General features: G+C 50.7%; 15 protein-coding genes and 1 tRNA gene. 5 read left to right on the plus strand and 11 right to left on the minus strand.

Features of this window, described 5'->3' with window-relative positions:
* Positions 1–92: 92 nt before the first annotated feature.
* From A0U42_RS02340 to A0U42_RS02365, 6 genes are all read right to left on the minus strand, one after another.
* Positions 93–3,200, minus strand: coding sequence for an autotransporter outer membrane beta-barrel domain-containing protein (locus A0U42_RS02340; protein ID WP_065359711.1), 3,108 nt, complete (start codon positions 3,198–3,200; stop codon positions 93–95).
* Positions 3,201–3,464: 264 nt separating this feature from the next.
* Positions 3,465–6,122, minus strand: a complete 2,658-nt coding sequence (locus A0U42_RS02345; protein WP_176698840.1) for an autotransporter outer membrane beta-barrel domain-containing protein — start codon at positions 6,120–6,122, stop codon at positions 3,465–3,467.
* 1,335 nt (positions 6,123–7,457) lie between these two features.
* Positions 7,458–8,165 carry an alpha/beta hydrolase-fold protein gene (locus A0U42_RS02350; protein ID WP_255304079.1) on the minus strand — a complete coding sequence of 236 codons (708 nt, stop codon included), beginning with the start codon at positions 8,163–8,165 and terminating at the stop codon, positions 7,458–7,460.
* A 4-nt stretch (positions 8,166–8,169) separates the two neighbouring features.
* Entirely contained in the window at positions 8,170–8,892 is a 723-nt protein-coding gene (locus tag A0U42_RS02355; protein ID WP_065359714.1) for an epoxyqueuosine reductase QueH, read from the minus strand.
* 103 nt (positions 8,893–8,995) lie between these two features.
* Positions 8,996–9,071 (minus strand) — tRNA-Ala (locus A0U42_RS02360).
* A gap of 75 nt (positions 9,072–9,146) precedes the next feature.
* Positions 9,147–10,523, minus strand: a complete 1,377-nt coding sequence (locus tag A0U42_RS02365) for an ATP-binding protein (RefSeq protein WP_065359715.1) — start codon at positions 10,521–10,523, stop codon at positions 9,147–9,149.
* Positions 10,524–10,757: 234 nt separating this feature from the next.
* Between A0U42_RS02365 and cbiM the strand changes: the two genes are divergently transcribed.
* The 3 genes from cbiM to A0U42_RS02380 are packed head-to-tail and all read left to right on the plus strand — an operon-like array spanning position 10,758 to position 13,228.
* Positions 10,758–11,762, plus strand: coding sequence for a cobalt transporter CbiM (gene cbiM, locus A0U42_RS02370; protein ID WP_065359716.1), 1,005 nt, complete (start codon positions 10,758–10,760; stop codon positions 11,760–11,762).
* Between the two features lie 9 nt (positions 11,763–11,771).
* Positions 11,772–12,584, plus strand: a complete 813-nt coding sequence (locus tag A0U42_RS02375; RefSeq protein WP_255304080.1) for an energy-coupling factor transporter transmembrane component T — start codon at positions 11,772–11,774, stop codon at positions 12,582–12,584.
* The gene (locus tag A0U42_RS02380; RefSeq protein WP_065359718.1) at positions 12,581–13,228 is read left to right on the plus strand and encodes an energy-coupling factor ABC transporter ATP-binding protein; all 648 of its coding nucleotides are present in this window, start codon (positions 12,581–12,583) and stop codon (positions 13,226–13,228) included. The genes A0U42_RS02375 and A0U42_RS02380 overlap by 4 nt, the downstream gene beginning before the upstream one ends.
* Before the next feature lie 16 nt (positions 13,229–13,244).
* On the opposite strand, the gene A0U42_RS02385 is transcribed toward A0U42_RS02380, so the two are convergent.
* From A0U42_RS02385 to sugE, 4 genes are all read right to left on the minus strand, one after another.
* Complete coding sequence (locus A0U42_RS02385) at positions 13,245–14,447, minus strand: tetratricopeptide repeat protein (RefSeq protein ID WP_255304081.1); 1,203 nt, start codon at positions 14,445–14,447, stop codon at positions 13,245–13,247.
* Entirely contained in the window at positions 14,437–14,838 is a 402-nt protein-coding gene (locus A0U42_RS02390; protein ID WP_044503569.1) for a CGGC domain-containing protein, read from the minus strand. Before A0U42_RS02390 ends, A0U42_RS02385 begins: the two co-directional genes overlap by 11 nt.
* A 14-nt stretch (positions 14,839–14,852) precedes the next feature.
* Positions 14,853–15,527, minus strand: coding sequence for a CpXC domain-containing protein (locus A0U42_RS02395; RefSeq protein WP_065359719.1), 675 nt, complete (start codon positions 15,525–15,527; stop codon positions 14,853–14,855).
* Positions 15,528–15,629: 102 nt separating this feature from the next.
* Positions 15,630–15,950 carry a quaternary ammonium compound efflux SMR transporter SugE gene (gene sugE / locus A0U42_RS02400; protein WP_065359720.1) on the minus strand — a complete coding sequence of 107 codons (321 nt, stop codon included), beginning with the start codon at positions 15,948–15,950 and terminating at the stop codon, positions 15,630–15,632.
* A gap of 285 nt (positions 15,951–16,235) precedes the next feature.
* Here sugE and A0U42_RS02405 point away from each other — a divergent pair, with 285 nt between their 5' ends.
* The gene (locus A0U42_RS02405) at positions 16,236–17,114 is read left to right on the plus strand and encodes a DMT family transporter (RefSeq protein WP_065359721.1); all 879 of its coding nucleotides are present in this window, start codon (positions 16,236–16,238) and stop codon (positions 17,112–17,114) included.
* Here A0U42_RS02405 and A0U42_RS02410 read toward each other — a convergent pair.
* Entirely contained in the window at positions 17,076–17,927 is an 852-nt protein-coding gene (locus A0U42_RS02410) for a LysR family transcriptional regulator (RefSeq protein WP_065359722.1), read from the minus strand. The two genes, A0U42_RS02405 and A0U42_RS02410, sit on opposite strands and share 39 nt — an antisense overlap.
* A 111-nt stretch (positions 17,928–18,038) precedes the next feature.
* Between A0U42_RS02410 and A0U42_RS02415 the strand changes: the two genes are divergently transcribed.
* The gene (locus A0U42_RS02415) at positions 18,039–18,974 is read left to right on the plus strand and encodes an AEC family transporter (RefSeq protein WP_065359723.1); all 936 of its coding nucleotides are present in this window, start codon (positions 18,039–18,041) and stop codon (positions 18,972–18,974) included.
* The last annotated feature ends 56 nt before the right edge of the window (positions 18,975–19,030 follow it).

The raw sequence follows: 19,030 nt of genomic DNA on the forward strand, positions 1-19,030 counted from the left end.
TCATGCCTATTCGGCGCCAACAAAAACACCCGATATCAAAGGAATCCCTCTGATATCGGGTGTTGTCATGTACTCCTTTTTTGCGGTGCCCCTTAATGGAAGCGCCAGGTCATGCCAGCGTTAAATTCCCATTCATTGTCGTAGGAGCCGTTGAAGTTCCGTTCGAATTCGAGCCACAGGCTGCGGTCATGGCTGAGCTTAGCCGTAATGCCTGCGCCGATGTCGTACCAGGTGTCGTGATTCGTCTTATCGTAGCGAATCCGTTCCAAGCCATCTACAGAGGTCAGGTCAAAGGTTCTGTTTCCGGCAAACTCATGGAGGATGTCGGCTTTGAAGTACCAAGACTTATGGGCATCGATGTCTTTACCCAGGCGGAAGCCTAAGCGGCCGATGAGGCTGTGGACGCTGTCGAAGTCCTGATGAATACCGTCGCTGGTCCGGTAATTGGTCCCGTTGATGTGCGTATATTGGAGCTGGCTCTGAGGCTCGATATACCAGGCATCGTTCAAGACCTTCTTGCGGCCCCATTCGACGCTGGCCTGTTGGTACCAAGTACCGAAGGAGCTCTTCGATTCGTCGCCATCGAAAAGTCGCGTCGTCCCTTCGGCATTCAATCGGCCAATGCGGCCGACGACGTCGAGGTAGTGGCCCTTCTGACCGAGCCAGGTCTGATAGAAGCTGCCCGTGTAGCCCTTGTACTTGCCCTGCCCTTCGGTAAAGGAGGTTTTGCTACGAAGATAGCTGAAGGACAGGCCCTGACGAAGGGTACTTCCATCCTCTCTCTGATCTACGCCGTCGAAGCCCAGTTCAAAGCGGTTGCTGTGACCATCATAGCTGTCGCGGCCGAGATGACGATAGGTCAAACGAGCCCACATGCCCGCATCTTCCCCATCAGCATAGCGTGCTTCGCCGAGTCTCTTATTGAGGGTGTCCATATTCGTCGCCATGTCGAAGAGGGTGCGGTTCTGCACCGTTGCGGCCGGAACGACATTGCTTTCGACGTTAGCGACGGAGCCGAAGTACCAGTCCGTCCTATCACCCGTCGTTTCATGGGTCAGGCCAATGAGATAATCATAGAGGTGCCCTTTATGGACGTTGCGCTGTTGAATGGAACTGGTAAGAACGGCATCGCTGTTATGGAGTTCAGCGACATAGAGTCGATCGTTAACGCCCATCTTATTGAGGTTCATGACGCTCGGATCACTCACCAAAGCCTGCGTTCCCGCAGCACTGTCAGTGACCTTCAAATAATCGCTGTTGGCCGTCACGCCTTTCGTCCCTTGATTGGACAGCCAGTCCAAATCCATGGACAGCGTACCCTCTCCGGCGAGGTTCTTAACCGTCACCTGCTGGCCCGTCCGATTGCTGTCAGCCATATTGACGATGCCGTTATTCGTAAGATTGGTCAAAGAGCTGTCACCGGTTACGTTCCAAACGGTTCCCGTCCCAAGATTCAAGTCCAGCGTCCCCGTACTGTCCGATACAGCAGCTCTATCCTGATGCTGGACGGACGAATCCGAGTCGACAGAAGCAGTCGGATCATCCGATACCGAGGTTGCCCCGGTCAAATAGGAGCCGGCCTTCTCCAAATCGATGGAAACGATACCACCGTCAGCAGCAACGACATCGCCTTCAATGTATTGATCCCTATCGCTCCCCTTAAAGTCAATGGAGCCGCCGTCAACCGCCCGTAAGGCCTCATCCGTGCTGTCAATCACCAAAGGTCCGTTGAAATGAATCTTCCCACCATTGGCAGCCACGGCACCACTTCCGGTTTTCATGACGACGGGACCATCAAGGGTGATACTGCCGCCATTATCGGCATAGGCTCCGACAGCCCCCTCATTAAAAATAGACAGAGTCCCATCGGTGACTTTCGCCGTAATTGTGCCGTTATCTGCATAGAGATTGGATTCGAGCGGATTTTCCCCATCCTTACCGGCCGTCGAAAGGATCATATCGTGACCGGCCGTCAAATTAGCCGTCCCCTTCGTATCGACATGGACGTTAGGGGCTGCGACGCCAACCTTTAGCACCATATCATGACCGGCCGAGACGTCAGCCATACTCCTGGCATTCACGGCAATCATACTGAGCTCATCAATAGCCCCCGGCGTATCAAAGACGAGATCATGATCGGCCCGGACCGTCAATTGCGAATCGTCGCGGGTTCGCAAAGTTCGCTGGGCATTACTGAAAAAGTTTTTGCTTTGGAGAGACAGGTTTGAATTATACATGCTGTAAGCACTGGGAGTCAAAGCCAAGGTCTTCACCTTAAAGACGATATCATTGCCTGCTACGACGTCTGCCGAAGAGCCGTCCTTGACGTTAAACAGATTGGTCGAGTAGAGGCTGTCTATAATCAGGTCGTGGCCGGCCTTGACATGAGCCTCCGTCCCATCCCCCAAATAATAAACAGGGTTGCTGTTTTCATGATTCTGATGATGGATAATGTCATGACCGGCTTCAAGATTTATCACGGCTTGATGGCCATTTACTTCATTGGTATTCCCATCATTATTAAAAATGATATCATTACCGGCAACGAGAGACGCCCTCCCATCCTTCTCAACATAAACAGTAACGACGTCGTCTTTATTGTTCATGACAATATTGTTCCCAGCTGATACGGAAAGGTCGTTATCACCGCCCCAATAAATGACAGGATATTTATCTTCAATCGTATCTTCTCTATTTAACTGAATATCTTCTCTATTTAACTGAATATCTTCTGCAGCCTCTACGGAAATGACATGTCCCGTTCCGGTAGCATGGATATCATTAGAGAGATGAGACGTGCTGACGATATTTTTTGCATTTTTGATGATAACTTTATTATTACTCCCATTTGTCAAATTAACAAACGAGCCATAGTCCCCGGAAATAAGGCTATGTCCCTTCATATCAAGGGTAAAAACCTTGTCAGATCCATCCGTAGCTCCAATAATAGACCGGGTCGTATCGTTAGTGATATCTCCGTCCGCAGCCTCCGTATTAGAGATAATCACATCATCCACGGCCTCAACATCTCTTGACTGTCTAAAAAAAATGGCGTTGTTTCGCCCCTCAATATGGTATTCACCACCGATCTTATCACCGGACAAGGGATAATCTTCTGCCGCCCAGACTCCGGTAACGGGCATAGCCATCAACATGGTCAGAATACAAGCTCGTAGTACCGTTTTTCTTTCTTTTTTCATAGTTTCGTCTCCACTGTAAACATTAAAATATCGGAACTTTTTTATCTAATTACATTGTAAATCATATCGAATTATAAATCTACACATATTTGTTATTATTTATACTTTTAATTGCATTGTAATTGTTTTCTAATAATTCGATAATCCGGTGAAAGAGCAATCTTCCCTCTGACACAGGCATTGTAAAGAAATCCCCGATATCAGCAGTTATCGTGATACCGGGGATATATCTTTTATTCGTTCAGTTTTCGTCTGGTCTTACGATCAATGGAAGCGCCAGGTCATGCCGCCATTGAGTTCCCACTCGTTGTCGTAGGAGCCGTTGAAGGTCCGTTCAAATTCAAGCCACAGACTGCGGTCATGGCTGAGTTCGGCCGTGATGCCGGCGCCGATATCGTACCAGGTGTCGTGGTTGGTCTTATCGTAGCGAATCCGTTCCGAACCATCCAAAGAAGTCAGGTCAAAGGTCCGGTTGCCGGCAAATTCATGGAGGATGTCGGCTTTGAAGTACCAAGACTTATTGGCATCGATATCTTTGCCCAAGCGGAAGCCTAAGCGACCGATGAGGCTGTGGACGCTGTCGAAGTCCTGGCCGACGCCGTCATGGGTCCGGAAGTCGTATCCATTGATGTGCGTATATTGGAGCTGGCTCTGAGGCTCGATGTACCACGAATCGCGCAATTCTTTCTTGCGGCCCCATTCGACGCTGGCCTGCTGGTACCAGGTACCAAAGGAGCTCTTCGATTCGTCACCGTCGAAGAGTCTCGTCGTCCCATCGCCGTTAATCTTTCCAATGCGGCCGACGACGTCGAGGTAATGGCCGTTCTGTCCGAACCAAGTCCGGTACAAGCTGCCCGTATAGCCTTTGTATTTCCCATTTCCTTCATCAAAGGAAGTCCGGCTCTTCAGGTAGCTGAAGGACAGGCCTTGACGAAGGAGGCTACCGTCATCTCTGTTCACCGGATCATCGTAGCCGAGTTCAAAGCGGTTGCCGTGGCCGTCATAGCTGTCACGGCCGAGGTGGCGATAGGTCAAACGGGCCCACATGCCCGAATCTTCCCCATCAGTATAACGAGCTTCGCCGAGGCGTTTATTGAGGGTATCCATATTCGTCGCCATGTCGAAGAGGGCGCGGTTCTGCACCTTAGCTGCCGGAACGACGTTGCTTTCAACCGTATCGACAGCCGTGAAGTACCAGTCCGTCGTATCATTCGTTGTTTCGCGGGTGAGGCCGATAACGGGGTCATAAAGATGACCTTTATGGGTGATGCGCCCCTGAATGGAACTGGTGAGGACTGCGTCGCTGTTATTCAACGTCGCTACATACAAACGATCATTAACCCCCATCTTATCGAGGTTCATGGCCGACGAATCAGCAACGACAGTCTGCGTCCCAGTGGCACTGTCGGTCACGGTTACATAATCGCTGTTGGCCGTAGCATTCTTAGCCCCCTGATTGGACAGCCAGTCCAAATCCATGGCCAGTGTGCCCGTGCCGGAGAGGGTATTGACGGTTAACTGCTGACCGGTCCGGCTGCTGTCTCTCATATTGACGGTGCCGTTATTAGTAAGGTTAGTCAGGGAGCTGTCGCCGGTCACATTCCAAACGGTTCCCGTCCTAAGATTCAAATCCAGCGTCCCCGTGCTTTCATCGGTACCGTCTGCTGCTCGATTGCGATAAGCGGAACGAAAAAGAGCCGCGCTGTCAGACACGGTCGTCGTCCCGGTCAGGTACGAGCCGGCCTTATTCAAGTCGAGAGAAATAGTACCATCATCGGCCACGATATTGCCTTCAATGTATTTAGCTGAATCCTCTGCGGTCGCCTCGATGACGCCGCTATCGACAGCCTGTAAAGCCGTGCCGCTACTGCGAATGGTCAAAGGTCCATTGAAAAGAATGGTCCCTTCATTTTCCGCTACAACCCCATCTGCCGCATCCAATACAGCGTCACCAGCGACGGTAATGTTACTGCCGTCGGCTGTAAGTCCCGCTGCGCTGCTCTTAAGCGTCAACGGTCCCTTAAAGAGAATGGTGCCCTCATTAACAGCCACAACCCCGTCTGTCGTATCCAATGCAGCTTCACCGCCAACGGTAATGTTACTGCCATCAGCCACAAGTCCCGCCGCACTGCTCTTAAGTGTCAGAGGACCGTTAAAGAGGATCGTTCCGCCATCTTCAGCAAGGGCTCCGTCGGCCCCATTCAGGACAGCTCCCCCATCGACGGTAATATTACTATTATCGTCGTCAGCGATAAGCCCGATTTCCGTACTGCGTAAGGTCAAAGGCCCGTTAAATAGAATCGTTCCGCCGTTTTGAGCGATGGCACCGTCAATAGCCTCGATATCGGCAGTACCGTCCAAGGTAATATTTCCGTTATCAGCCGTAAGGCCTACGGTACTGCTCTTAAGGGTCAGGGATGGTCCGTTAAAGATAATTTTTCCGTCATCGGTAACCACGGCTCCGTCTGCCGTATCCATGACGACCTTCCCGCCAAGGGTGATGCTGCCGCCCTTATCGGCATAGGCGCCGACAGCGCCCTGATTAGAAATGGTCAGGGTCCCCGCTGTGGCCTCAGCCGTAATATTAGCCTCTCTGCCATCGGCATAGAGATTGGCAATTGGCAGAGCCAGACTATCCGCTCCCGCTGTCGAAAGACGCATATCGTTACCGGCTTTCAGGTTTACCCTGCCCTTTGCATGAACGATAGGCGCAGCTACGCCGATATCTAAGGTCATGTCGTTACCGGCCGTGATATTCGCCGTACTGCTCGTATAGTTATCAATATTTCCATCAGCCTCTTTCGCGATATCAGTATAAACATCGGTATCAATTAGACTGACGGGGTTCCCATTCTTGGTCTTAACGTAAATATCATTTTTCGCTTCTACATTGACAGATGATTGGCTTTTAATATCAAACATTTTCGCAGAAGGGGAATCCTTCATAATAATGTCATTCATGGCCGTCAAATTAACTGCGGCCTTCTTCATACCATATACTACACCACGACTCTCACCTTTATTATTGAATCGGATATTATTAGTGGCAGATATGCCCAATTGACTCTGATTTACTGAATACAGCACACTCACAGTATCCTTCTCCTGATTCAATATCACATCGCGATTAGCATGTACATTCGCTGTCCCCGCCCAATTAAGCTCTATCATACGACTCGTACTGCCATTGGTTACAACGATATCCTGCCCTGCCGATAAAGAAAGAACGCTCCCCTTATCTCGAACAAAAAGTGGGGAAGTCCTGTAATCGTTTTCAACCTTATGAAATTCAATATTTTCTTTCGCATCGAGAGAAATTTTATGTCCTGTCCCCCAAGAAAAGATAGCAGAAGCCTTACGGGATTTACTGAATATATTATCGGCATGGGTAATCGTAACTTTATTATCATTTCCGCCTGTAAAATTAATAAAAGCACCATATTCTCCGGCAGTAAGAGTATGTCCTCCCATATCGAGAACGAAGGACTTTTGAGTTTGGCTAGCACCAGAAAAAATCGACATAGTTCGATAATCATCGTGCATTTCGGCATCACTCGTGTTCTTGATTGTCACATCACCTTTTGCTCTGACCTCTTCATTAGGCTTATCTACCGTAACTCCATGATTCCTTCCCTGAACCTCATAGGGACCGGCTATCTCCGTTCCCTCCGTCCAAAGGGTGGTACTGGCATAGGAACCGGCCACGGGCATGGCCAGCAGCATGGTCAAAATACAGGCTCGCAATACATTCCGTTTCTCCGTTTTCATCGTATCCTCTCCAAACATAAAAAATCCGAAAATCATTCATTTTATTCAAGTATAAATTACTTTCTGTCATTTATCTATATACTTTTGTAATAGAATGGTCATTTATCTGTATAATATGTGTAAGTTTTATGTTTATACGATCAATTTATCGATAAGTTGCTGTGATATATGTATTTTTTTGAACGAAAAAATCCCCGATATCAAGATATTCCGCCTGATATCGGGGATAATAGTTTATGTATTCAATTGTTTTCCTTATTTCCCTTAATGGAAGCGCCAACTGAAACCACAAACTCCCGTCGTGGCTAAGTTCCGTCGTAGGACCGGCATCGACGATCATGACCTTTATTGTAATTTTCAAAAAAAATCCCGGCAGCTATCGTTACTATCGGGAATCAGGTATTCACTTTTTGATTGTCTTTCACAGGCAGAAAATTTAAATCGGTCGCAGTTCAGGGCACTCCCTCCCAAAATAAAAGGCCACGCACCTCATTTCCCTGTACCCATTTTGGACAAGGTTGTCAGGCACCAAGCAAAGGCTTTTGCACAGCGCTTATCCGTATGTTGGAAGTGATTGCCTTTATTCCATTCGAGCGCGGCTTCCAGGCTTTCGAGCGATTTCAGATACTCATAGTGGCTGCAGATGGAGTCTTTGACGGTGGCCATGACGGGATTACGGGTCCGCCATTCGCGATCGCCGAGGCTGAGGTAGACGGCTTTCGTCTTAGGCCGGGCCTGCCGGGCATAGTCCGACCAATGAGGGAACCAAACCGACGGCGACGCTGCAGCAATGGCTGAAAAGGCATCGGTCTGCCACGCCGTCCACAGTGCAAAGAGTCCGGCCAAAGAATAGCCGCCTAAGATGATCGGCAGCTCTTGAGGTAGGCCGTATTCTTCGATTGCCTTCGGGACGAGCTCTCTTTCGATAAAAGCTAAGGTTTCTCCTGCACCGTGACCAAAGGCAGTATTGCCAAAGACCGGCGGCGCATCCCAGGGGGACAAGGCGTCATAAGGCTCAGCCACCGAAAAAGCAAGAAAAGAAAAAGGCACATCCACAGCATCGACAAGGGCCTGCACTTCTTTGTCCAGCGCCGCTTTATCCGGTTCGTCGACGGGCTGGATCAGCAGATACGACGGTGACGCTCCTTCATAGAAGACACAGTCTCTGCCGGCAACGGAAAAGAAATGTTTCTCCACTGTCTCACAGCCCTTCTTTATCCGCCAAAAAGGCTTCGGCATCTTTGCGGACCTCTTCTAAATCGAGGCCCTGGCTGCGGGCACCGAAGATACAGCCGCAGTAAGGCTGGCGATAGAGTCCGTAGGCTTCGGCCATCTTAGTCGAGGTCAGAAAGCCGTTGCCCTTCTTAAAGTCCGTAGGCAAGTAGGAAATCCCGTACGCTTCTTCAATCTCGCGGCCGACGTCATTGATGACCTGCGAATTTTTATGAGGGCTGACGGTCAAGGTCGTCGTAAAGTAATCGAAGTCGAGTTCCTTCATCTTTTCGGCAGCGGCCTTCATGCGCTGCTCAAAACAGACGCGGCAGCGGGCGCCGCCTTCCGGCTCGTCTTCCAGGCCTTTTACGGCTTCAAAATAAGATTTAGGCTCATATGGGGCGGCCAAGAAGTGAACGTCGTGGCCCGTTTTTTCATTATATTCGGCAATGAACTCTTTCTGCACCCATTCCCGCCGCTTATATTCCGCTTCGGGATGAATGTTGGGATTAAAAAAATAGACCGTCACGTCGGAAACCTCAACCAGGCGATCCAAGACGGCCGTACTGCAGGGACCGCAGCAGGAGTGGAGCAGGACCTTCGGCTTGACGCCGTCCTGCTGCCAGCGCTTGGCCATCTTCTGGTACACCGTATCGTAGTTGATGCGCTGGTTCGGATTCATCCGCGCCAACACTTCATGAAAATCAATCATCGTCTGTACTCACTTTCTGCCGGGTCACGACGGGCCGCATCCCGGTCCTATGTAAAAAAACACCCGCGCGGCTTCCCGGCTGCGTGGGTATGGTCTTTCAAATTGGTGGAGCATAGGGGGATCGAACCCCTGACCTCAAGATTGCGAACCTTGCGCTCTCCCAGCTGAGCTAATGCCCCAATACGTCCTTATTGTAACGCAAAATCCACTGCGGTACAAGAAAAAGTTGATCCCCGCCCCGAACTAGAACCACCTTATTCAAACAAATCACCTAAGCGATAGAGAACAACGTCCGGCCGGGGCGTAACTTGATAGCCGGAACGGGAAAAAAATCCGTATTGATAGCAGGCTAACCCCGTCTGCTGTACCTGTCGTATCTCCTCTTCTATCATGGCGTCCGTCAATGGAGACTGACGAAATTTCGCTTCATAAAAGATGTACCCTTTCCGGTCATGGGTTACGACATCGAATTCGCCATTACGATGTTCTTTCGGTAAATCATAATAGTAGCGGCCAATGGCATCGAATATTTCGGGCAGCTCTCCCCTTCTATTTTTTCGGATAAGGAATTGACGACAAATATCTTCAAAACAATGCGGAACAAGCTGTTCTTCAAAATCAGTGTCAATATATCGATCATAAAAGGCATCAGGCGACATAATACGCCGCTGTGAACTATATCGGAAAAGATATCGGTAATAGAAGCCAGCCATATTATCTGAAATATGATAGCTGGTTTTTTTCGCATTTTGAGCATCATTAATAGGAGCCGTCTTTTCCACCAGTTCCATCAAAATCAGTCGTTTCAATACCTCAGCCAGTACCGGGCTGCTGGAAATATGAGATTGGGACAAAATATCCTTATACCGCCGAAAACCTCGCGCTAAGGCTTCAAAGGCTTCATTAGCATTGACAAATTTCCCCAATTCTCCCAATAAATACATTTGAACCTCATTTTCTAACCGCGCACCCGGTACAACGAGAAGACGAAGAATATTGTCACGAACGCTCGTAGTCTCATCGACAAGCCGGTTATAGTAAGGAATACCGCCAAAAACACTGTACAAGCGAATCTTATCGACGGGAGAAAAGGAAGGATAGAACTGCGCTGTTTCAAAATAGTCCATGGGATGCAAATGAATCGTCATGGTCAATCGGCCGTACAGTGGATTTTCTTCCAATAATAAGGATTTCATCGTGTCCACGAAGGAACCGCAAAGGATTAATTTTAACTGCGATTGGCCGTGATATTTGTCAATCATCGCCTGAATGATGCTGTCAAGGCCTTTTACGGTCTGACGTAAATAGGGATATTCATCCAAAACAAGTACACTCTTTTCCCGACAAGCCTGCTGAAAGAAAAAATCCAACAAAGCTTCAAAACTGTCAAAAGACAGCGGCGGATAGCCATATATTTCGGAAAACAAAGCCGATAAGCTCTCGGTATTATTCATCTCCGTCGTTCGCTTACACTGATAGTACAGTCCTTTTGTCTGACAGCCTTGCAAAAATTGTTTTATCAACTCACTTTTCCCTACGCGGCGTCTGCCATAAATAAGGACGACTTCTTGTTGGTCCGAATGGTACATTTCCGCCAATTTCGCTAATTCATCCTGTCTGCCAATAAACATATTTTCTCCTTTACTCAGATTTATTTTAGTCATATTATTTTTAGTCGGAAATTTATGACTCATTTCTTTCCGACTAAAAATACTTTTAAGTAAATTATACCATACTTCAAGACTTCGCGGCTACAGGGAAAGAAGAAGAGGAAATTTGTATCCCCCCTATGGGCTTATATTTCTTCCTTTTTTTCAGTAAAATAATACTATATTAAACTATTCGTGGAAAAGAGGTCATTATCAATGCATATTCCTGAGAATTATCTGAGCCCTTCGACGTGCGGCGTCCTGGGGGCGGTCATGGTCCCCATTTGGCTGCTTTCAATCCGCAAGGTCAAGGAAACGATGCCTCGTGAAAAGCTGCCCCTCCTCGGCGTCGCTGCGGCCTTTTCCTTCTTGGCTATGATGTTCAACGTTCCCCTTCCGGGCGGTACGACAGGCCATGCCGTCGGCGGCACGCTCATCGCCATCCTCCTCGGACCCTACGCTGCCTGTCTCGCTGTCAGTGTGGCCCTTCTCATCCAAGCGCTCTTCTTTGGCGACGGCGGCATCTTAGCCTTTGGCGCCAATAGTTTCAACATGGCCTTTGCTCTCCCTTTTACGGGATATTTCGTCTATCACGGCGTAAAAAAACTCATCTCTTCGGATATCATCGCTGCCGGTATCGGCTCTTATGTCGGCATCAACGTCGCCGCCTTCTGCGCTGCCGTTGAATTCGGCATCCAGCCATTGCTCTTCACCGACGCCGCCGGTCAGGCATTATACTGCCCGTACCCTCTGTCGATTTCCATTCCGGCCATGATGATCGGCCATATCACGATTTTCGGTTTGGCCGAAGTCATCTTTACGACAGGCGTCCTGGCCTACCTCCAGAAGACGTCACCCGATTTATTTCATATGTCGGCTCCGGCTTCGTCGAGTAAATCCCTGTTCGGACTCTTGGCCGTCCTCATCTTGGCCACGCCTTTAGGGCTCTTAGCTGCCGGTACGGCTTGGGGCGAATGGGATGCGGAAGAACTGGCAGAAACGGATTTCTTCGGCTCGGCCTTAGGCTATACGCCGGCCGGTATGGAAAACGGCTTCTCCTTCGACGTCCTCATGCCGGACTATGCCATTGCAGGGCTCCCCGACGTTTTAGGCTACATCATTTCCGCCCTCGTCGGCACGGCCCTCTTAATCATCATCTTTAAAGTCATCGCGTCCTTCCTGCCGGCCAAGCCGTCCTTTGACACGCCATCTCAGCATTAGGAGGCCTGAATGATGAAACTCCCCGAATGGGCGCAGCGTGAAGAAATTTATAATCCCGGCCGTGACCGGGATTATTTCATTTCCCGCTCTCTCCTGCGCCTCGTCTCCATATTGAAAGCCCTGCGCCAACAGCACGGGCCTTCTCGCTGGGCTGTCGCCCCCGGTCCGGCCTTGCTGACAACCTTACTCATGATTTTGCTCATCGTCCTCTGTCGGACCATGGCCTTTCTCTGGGCCGTCCTGGCCGGTGAATTGGTTCTCCTGGCCTTCCATCCGGGACGTGAGCTGCGCACGACCTTGGCGGCAGCCCTTGCCGCATCCGCCGTCTGTGCCGTCATCGTCGCCCCGGCCTTCTTCCTCGGCAACGGCCAACACGTCTTTCTCCTGCCCTGTAAGACCTGTCTCACTGTCCTCTGTCTGATGCTCCTTCAGCAAAATGTGTCGTGGCACAAACTGACGGCAGCCCTCAGGGCCTTTCACGTTCCGTCGCTGGTCATTTTCATCTTGGATACGACCTTACGCTATATCGCCATCCTCGGCCAAGAATCGGCGGAACTTTTGACGGCCCTGAAACTGCGCTCCGTCGGCCACAATCCCGATAAAAAAGCAGCCCTCAGCGGCGTCGCCGGCATGATGCTGCAAAAGTCCCAGCGCCTGTCGCAGGACCTCTACGAAGCCATGCGCTGCCGCGGCTTTACCGGTGAATACCAAGTCTATGATGAGGGAAAAAAGCGTTTCTTGTCACCGGCTACGAGCGTGCTGCTCCTGATGCTCTTATCTTACGTCTATCTCTTCGTCCGTTTGGAAGGAGTTCTTTCATGATTATTCTTGACGACGTCTGTTTTGCCTATGACGACAGACCCATTCTCAGTCACCTGACGGAGACGATTGAACCCGGTCAGGCCGTCCTCCTCACCGGTCCCAACGGATCCGGCAAATCGACCCTCCTGCGGCTGTTGAACGGCCTTATATTCCCGCAGCTGGGCACCTATACCTTTGACGGCACGGTCATTACGGCGTCCAAGATGCGCGACCACCGCTATTCCAAATGGTTTCACCAGCGCATCGGCTACATCTGGCAGCATCCTGATTCGCAGCTCTTTTGCAGCAGCGTCCGCGAAGAATTAGCCTTCGGTCCCGTCCAAATGGGCTTACCTTCCGATGAAATCAAAAAGCGCGTCGATGATGCTATGGATCTGTTGGGCCTGACGAAACTGGCCGACAGGGCGCCTTATTCCCTGTCCGGCGGCGAAAAAAAGCGGACGGCCATGGCCTCCATCCTGACCATGAATCCCCAGATTTGGACCATGGACGAACCAGAAAGCTACCTCGATGCCGACGGCCTTGCCTGGTTGGAAGATTTCCTGCCCAGCCTGAAAGCAGCCGGAAAAACCCTCATCATAGCGACCCACCACGCCGGTATCATCGAAAAGATTATCGATAAAGAAATATCAATGAAGTCATAAAAAAACAGATGCAGGCCTATTCGTAGGCTTGCATCTGTTTTTGATTGGCTTTCACACGTTCATTCATGGTGTTGATTTGTCCTGCTTTGTGCAAAGCCTGCCGGCCGGCATCGTATTTCCCCTGCCTAAAATACAGGACGGCCATGGCATTGGCAGCATCTGCCGACTGCGGTGAAAAGCGGAGGATTTCTCGGAAGGAGCGCAGAGCCTCTTCATCGTTTCCAAGGTCCATGGCCAGCATTCCGCGATTATACCAGGCCTCTAAAAATTCGGGCCGAAGGGCAATGGCCTTATCATAACTTGTAAGGGAATCGTCGAGGTTCCCTCTTTTTTGCTGGGTCAAGGCCAGATCATACCAGGCCGCCGAAGACTCTTCATTTTGCTTTATGGCTTGGCGAAAATCCTCTTCGGCCAGCCAGTAATACCCTTTATGGAAGAAGACGATGCCCCGATAAAGATAGGACGTCGGGTCGTCCCTGTGGAGGATGACTTTTTCAAAGCCCGTCAGTAAATCGTCGTCACTCCCATCCGGCGTCTGGGCTTCGGTCCACATCCAGAGGATTTCCTGACCGTAGTGCTTGCCGGGGACGGCCCAGCGGCCGTTGAGGCCGGTCCAAGTCGTCACCTTGCCGTAGAGGTCGGGATGATTTTGAACGAGGAGTTCATAACGGGGGTCGACGATAGCCGTTTTCGGCCGTTCCGTGCCGGCATAAGCCAAAAGATGCTGGATATGGGCGCGGACGCCGAGCTGCGGCGTAGCAAAACTGGCTCCGGGGGCCCCGTTTCCCGTTGCACCGAGGCCGCAGAAATTATTCTGCTCAGGCGACACGTCACCGCCATAAGCAAAGTAGCCCGTCTCCTTCAAGGCCTGACAGAGAGCCACATCGGGACGGATGCCTTCGCGGCCGGCTTCGTCGTAATAAGCTTGTACGACGTCTTCTAAGGGAGCGTTTAATTTAGGATCGGCATTGCGCTGACGGATGAAGCGGACCATCTGCGCCTGAGATACTGTCGCCGGCCCCATGATTGTATCGGAGCCTTCCGGCACGTCGAGGAAGGGCCGATCATAAGGCGGCAGCATCTGCCAAGGGGCCTTCTCGACAGCCTGTTTGTCAACGCCGATTTTAGCTTGAACCGGAAGAGACACGAAAAAGGGCAGGCTCAAGAGCGCTGCCCCCATAAGGCCTGCCAAAAGGCCTCTTTTCAGCTTAGAATTCACGATAGATGCCCTTCTTCCGCTTAGCTTCCGTAGATTTAGAAATATACGTCCCCAAGACTAAGGGATAGCCCTTGCGCTCGATGATCCGGGCCATGTAATTCCGGAAGGGACAGGGCGGCCGATGGTACGAGTCGGATACGACGCACGAGGCGAAATGGATGGTGACATTTTCTTTATCATCGCCGTAGCGCTTCATCTTCCGGGCCAAGTTTTCGAGCTTGGCCGAAATGCCGGCACCGCAGCAGCCGCCGCAGGTCATCATGAGAAACCGCGTATCGGCGGGATAATCAGCCATGGTGTCGACGCGGTTGGCGAAGGTATTCATACAGGCGTAGCCGCTGCAGCGCTTGGTGACGATATCGCATTGGATGACGACGACTAATTGGGACATAAGGTTCCCTCCTTTTAGTTATATACGTAGGTATTCAAGAAATCCTGAGTCCAAGCCGGATCGATGCGGGCCAGCGCCGGTTCTTCTTTCGGCAGATTTTCCGATAAAGACTGTTCAAACTGGTTGTACAAGGGGCTGAGGCCGTCCTTGAAATCGATATAGGCGCCCTGTTCCGAAGCCTTGTCGAAGAATACCAGGCGAAGGGAGCCGTCATCCTGGCTGACAAAGTGGCAGCTCGTAACCTTAAAGTCCTTATCCTGTTCCTTAAATTGAGCCCGGGCTGCGGCTTTGGTCAATTCCATCAAGCGGTCATCGAGGCCGGCTTCAAAGATTGTTATTTTTTCCAGCAAATCTTCTTTCGTCCGGACCAGGCGGAAAATATACTGATTGGCACTCATGCGTTCAAAGACCTGGTGATTTTCCGCCATGTCGCGGTCAGCCCGCTGTTCGTCATTCTCAGTCGGCCCGTAAAACACCATGAAGCGGCGCGCTGCGTCGTGATATAAGAAACCGTAGTCGATATTCACCGTCGTGCCGCAGTGCGGGCAGTGATAGTGAAAGGCGTCTAAGGACGCGATGCTGTCCTTCATTTCCGGGTTTTCGGCGATGTCGACACTATCCCAAACGGTAAAATTCCCGGCCTTTTGACAGGCAGGACACGTGATTTCTTCTTGGTGCTGCATACTCATGATGAATACCTCTCTTCTCTGCCACCGTAGATGGCGTTTTTTTTATTATACCACAATCATAAGACCGGGCATACGGCCGGAGTCGGCCTCAAAGGAAGCCTTCTAAGCACCGCTGGTCACACGCAGTCCGACGATACCGGCGACGATGAGAGCGACCGACAAGACCTGCCAGGGCGACAGGGATTCGTGAAAGAAAATCAGTCCAGCGATGACGGTTCCGACAATGCCGATACCCGTCCAAATGGCATAGGCCATGCTGATAGGCAGATGACGCAGGGCCAAACTCAGAAAGATGAAGCTGCCGGCCATGGCGACCAACGTAAGGACGCTGGGCACGAGCCGTGAAAATCCGTGAGTATATTTCAGGGCCACGGCCCAGCCCATTTCTAAAATACCGGCAATCAATACGTAAATCCAAGACATACAAATCCTCTCCTTCTCTAAAAAAAAGGTACGCTACACGATTCCAACAAAGGCCTACTGGAATCGTATCGCGTACCCGGCGGTAATCATGTATGTAATTGATATGTTGCTATAAAAGGAATTCTAGCATAGAAAAATTTCATTGTCAACAACACCGCCTTCCCTGAAAAACTTTTATCCGGCGTAAAAATCATTATAGATAAACGTTTTACAATCTTTTTCCTACAGACAGCTTGTTATAAATATGTTATATTTAAAAAAGTAAAGTTGAAGGGAGGCCTTTCTATGAAAGACGCCTATGTAAAATTCATGCTGGCAACGGTCATTTACGGTACCAACGGCATCATTGCCAGCCACATTCCGCTGTCGAGCTACGAAATCGTCCTGACCCGAACGGTCCTGGGCAGCCTGTTTTTAATGGTCCTGACGACATTCCGCCATGAATGGAGTACCCTCCATCAGATGACGCCCAGGGAATGGCTGCTCTTAGTCCTGGCCGGCGTCTTTCTGGGCGGGAACTGGATTTTTCTCTACGAAGCCTACCAGCATATCGGTGTCAGTTTGGCCACTCTCTTGTGTTATATCGGGCCCATTTTGATCATGATACTGTCTCGGTTCGTCTTTAAAGAGCCCTTCACCCTTCCCAAAATCACAGCCATGGTCCTCGTCACCTTAGGCATCATGGCCATCAACGGAGCCGACTTCCAGGCTCACGGCCTGTCCTGGGGCGTCGCCTGCGGCTTTCTCGGCGCCGTCTGCTTTGCCCTCTTGATCATCGTCATGAAAAAAGCAAAACCCATGACGGGTTTCTTTGCCCCGGCCTGTCAGCTCGTCGTCGCCTCCCTCCTTGTCGGCGCCGTCACCTATACTATCCCGGCTCCGGCCGTCGATTTAACCCTCCAAGACCTGTCCTACATGGCCATATTAGGCATCATCAATACGGGCCTCGGCTATGCCCTTTATTTTACCGGCGTTCAGCATTTGTCGGCCCAGAGCGTTTCCATCTGCGGCTACTTCGAACCCTTCACGGCCCTCCTCTTGTCGGCCTTGATTCTCGGTGAAATCCTAACGCCCATGCAGTGGCTCGGCGCCGTCCTCATCCTCGGCGGCGTCGCCTTGAGTGAATTATGGCATCCCCGCAAAAAAAGACAAGAAGCATTGTAACGCCTCGGTCATGCCGTCCTGTCGATACGCCAGGACGGCATATTCGGTAAAAGCGTCGGCTAAGGGAATGACTCGAAGCCCCGGATAGGCATCGCCCTGATGGAGGGGCAGTACGGCAAACCCCTGTGACATGCTGACCGTCAAGAGCTGCTCAGACAAGTTCTTACAACGATGGATTTCTTCAAAGTCCTGATGAAAAGCCCGTCGAAAATTCTTCCGTATCTTCTCGACATAAGCCGGGCTGTCCGACTTGATCACAAAGGGTACATGGCCGACGACGGCTTCGATGTCCCCATATCGTTCCCACAGGGAATTGGCGCAGACAAAGGACTGACGAATAGCAAACAATGGCCGATACGTAAAGGAGTCCTTCACCGCCTGGGCGTCAGAAAAGACGAATCCGTCGAGGAGACCGGCTGCTAAATGACGCTCTAAGTCGGCCACGTCATCAAAACTGAAATACAATTTATATTCCGGATAGGCTTCTTCAAACCGGCGCAGCCATAAGGCTTCGACGTATTCCTGCATGGCCATTCCCAGACGGATTTCGGTATGACCTTTCCGCCGCAGAGAATCGCGCAGCGCTTCATAAGACCGGCAAATCCCCTTCATGCCCTCGTAAAAACGGCGGCCTTCTGCCGTGAGTGACACACCGCGGTGTTCCCGGTAGAAAAGCGGACACCCCAGGTCCCGTTCCAAATTAGTAATATATTTTGTCATCGTCGTCTGGGCAATGTGGCAGTTGTGAGCCGCTTGGGTAAAATTATTCAGCCTGGCCGCTTCTAAAAAATACCGTATCTTCGAAAGATCCATGGCCATCCTCCTCATCCATCACTTTTTTTCATGGCAAAGGCCGCAGGTTTCATTAGTCAAGACCCATCAGGCATGATAAAATAAGGAAGTTTTCAGAAAGGAGTCTTGCCAATGAATTACTTTTCCATCGTCCTTGTGCAAATCATCGGCTTCGTCATCTACATCCTTATCGGTATTGCCGGCGTACGGATGAAAGTCTTGACCCCTCGTTCTCTCGGCGTCTTATCGCAGTTCATTACCAAGATATCCCTGCCCCTGCTCTTATTCACGAATACCCTCAACGGGGCGACGCGCCAAGAGTTCGTCGACGACCTTCCGGTCTTGGCCGTAACGGCCCTGCTTTATTTTTTATTATACCCCCTCAGCCGACTTTTAGCACGCCTGTTCAACCTAAAGGGCAATGAAAATCACGTCTACAGCGCCTGTTCCATGTTCGGCAACATCGGCTTTATGGGCATCCCCATCGTAGCTGCCGTCTTTCCCGAACAAGGCATGCTCTATATCGCCTTATTTACCGTCGTCGACCAGCTCCTGCTGTGGACGGTAGGCGTCAATTTAACGGCGCCGACAGACAAGGAAAACGCCATGTCCATTGCCAGCCGCCTCTTAAAGATGGTCAATCCGGCTACGATTGCCGTCACCTTAGCCGTCATCGGCATCTTTATGGATGCCCATCTGCCACAGTCCATCAATATTCCGCTAACCAAAGCCGGTGCCGTGACGACGCCTCTGGCCATGATTTACATGGGCGGCTTATTCTGCTTCATCGATTTGAAAAAATACATTGGCAAAAAAGAGTTTTATGGCACGGTCCTGGTCAAGATGTGCCTCTTTCCCATTTTCTTCTACGAACTGGGCATGATGTTAGGCGTTATGAACGACATCGTCATCACCTTGAGCCTCCTCTCTGCCCTTCCTACCATGGCTGCCGTCGTCATGTTGGCTCAAAACCAGCAGTCCGCCGGAGAATATGCCGCCGGCATGACCTTAGTGACGACGATCTGCTCCATCTTCACCCTGCCCCTGGTCTGCCTCTATTTCGGCTAACTCAATTTCACGCAGAACAAAAGCTGTCCCATGAGGATGAACTGCTACCCGTCAAG

It is taken from the genome of Megasphaera sp. DISK 18 (genome assembly GCF_001682955.1).
Taxonomy (GTDB): domain Bacteria; phylum Bacillota; class Negativicutes; order Veillonellales; family Megasphaeraceae; genus Megasphaera; species Megasphaera massiliensis.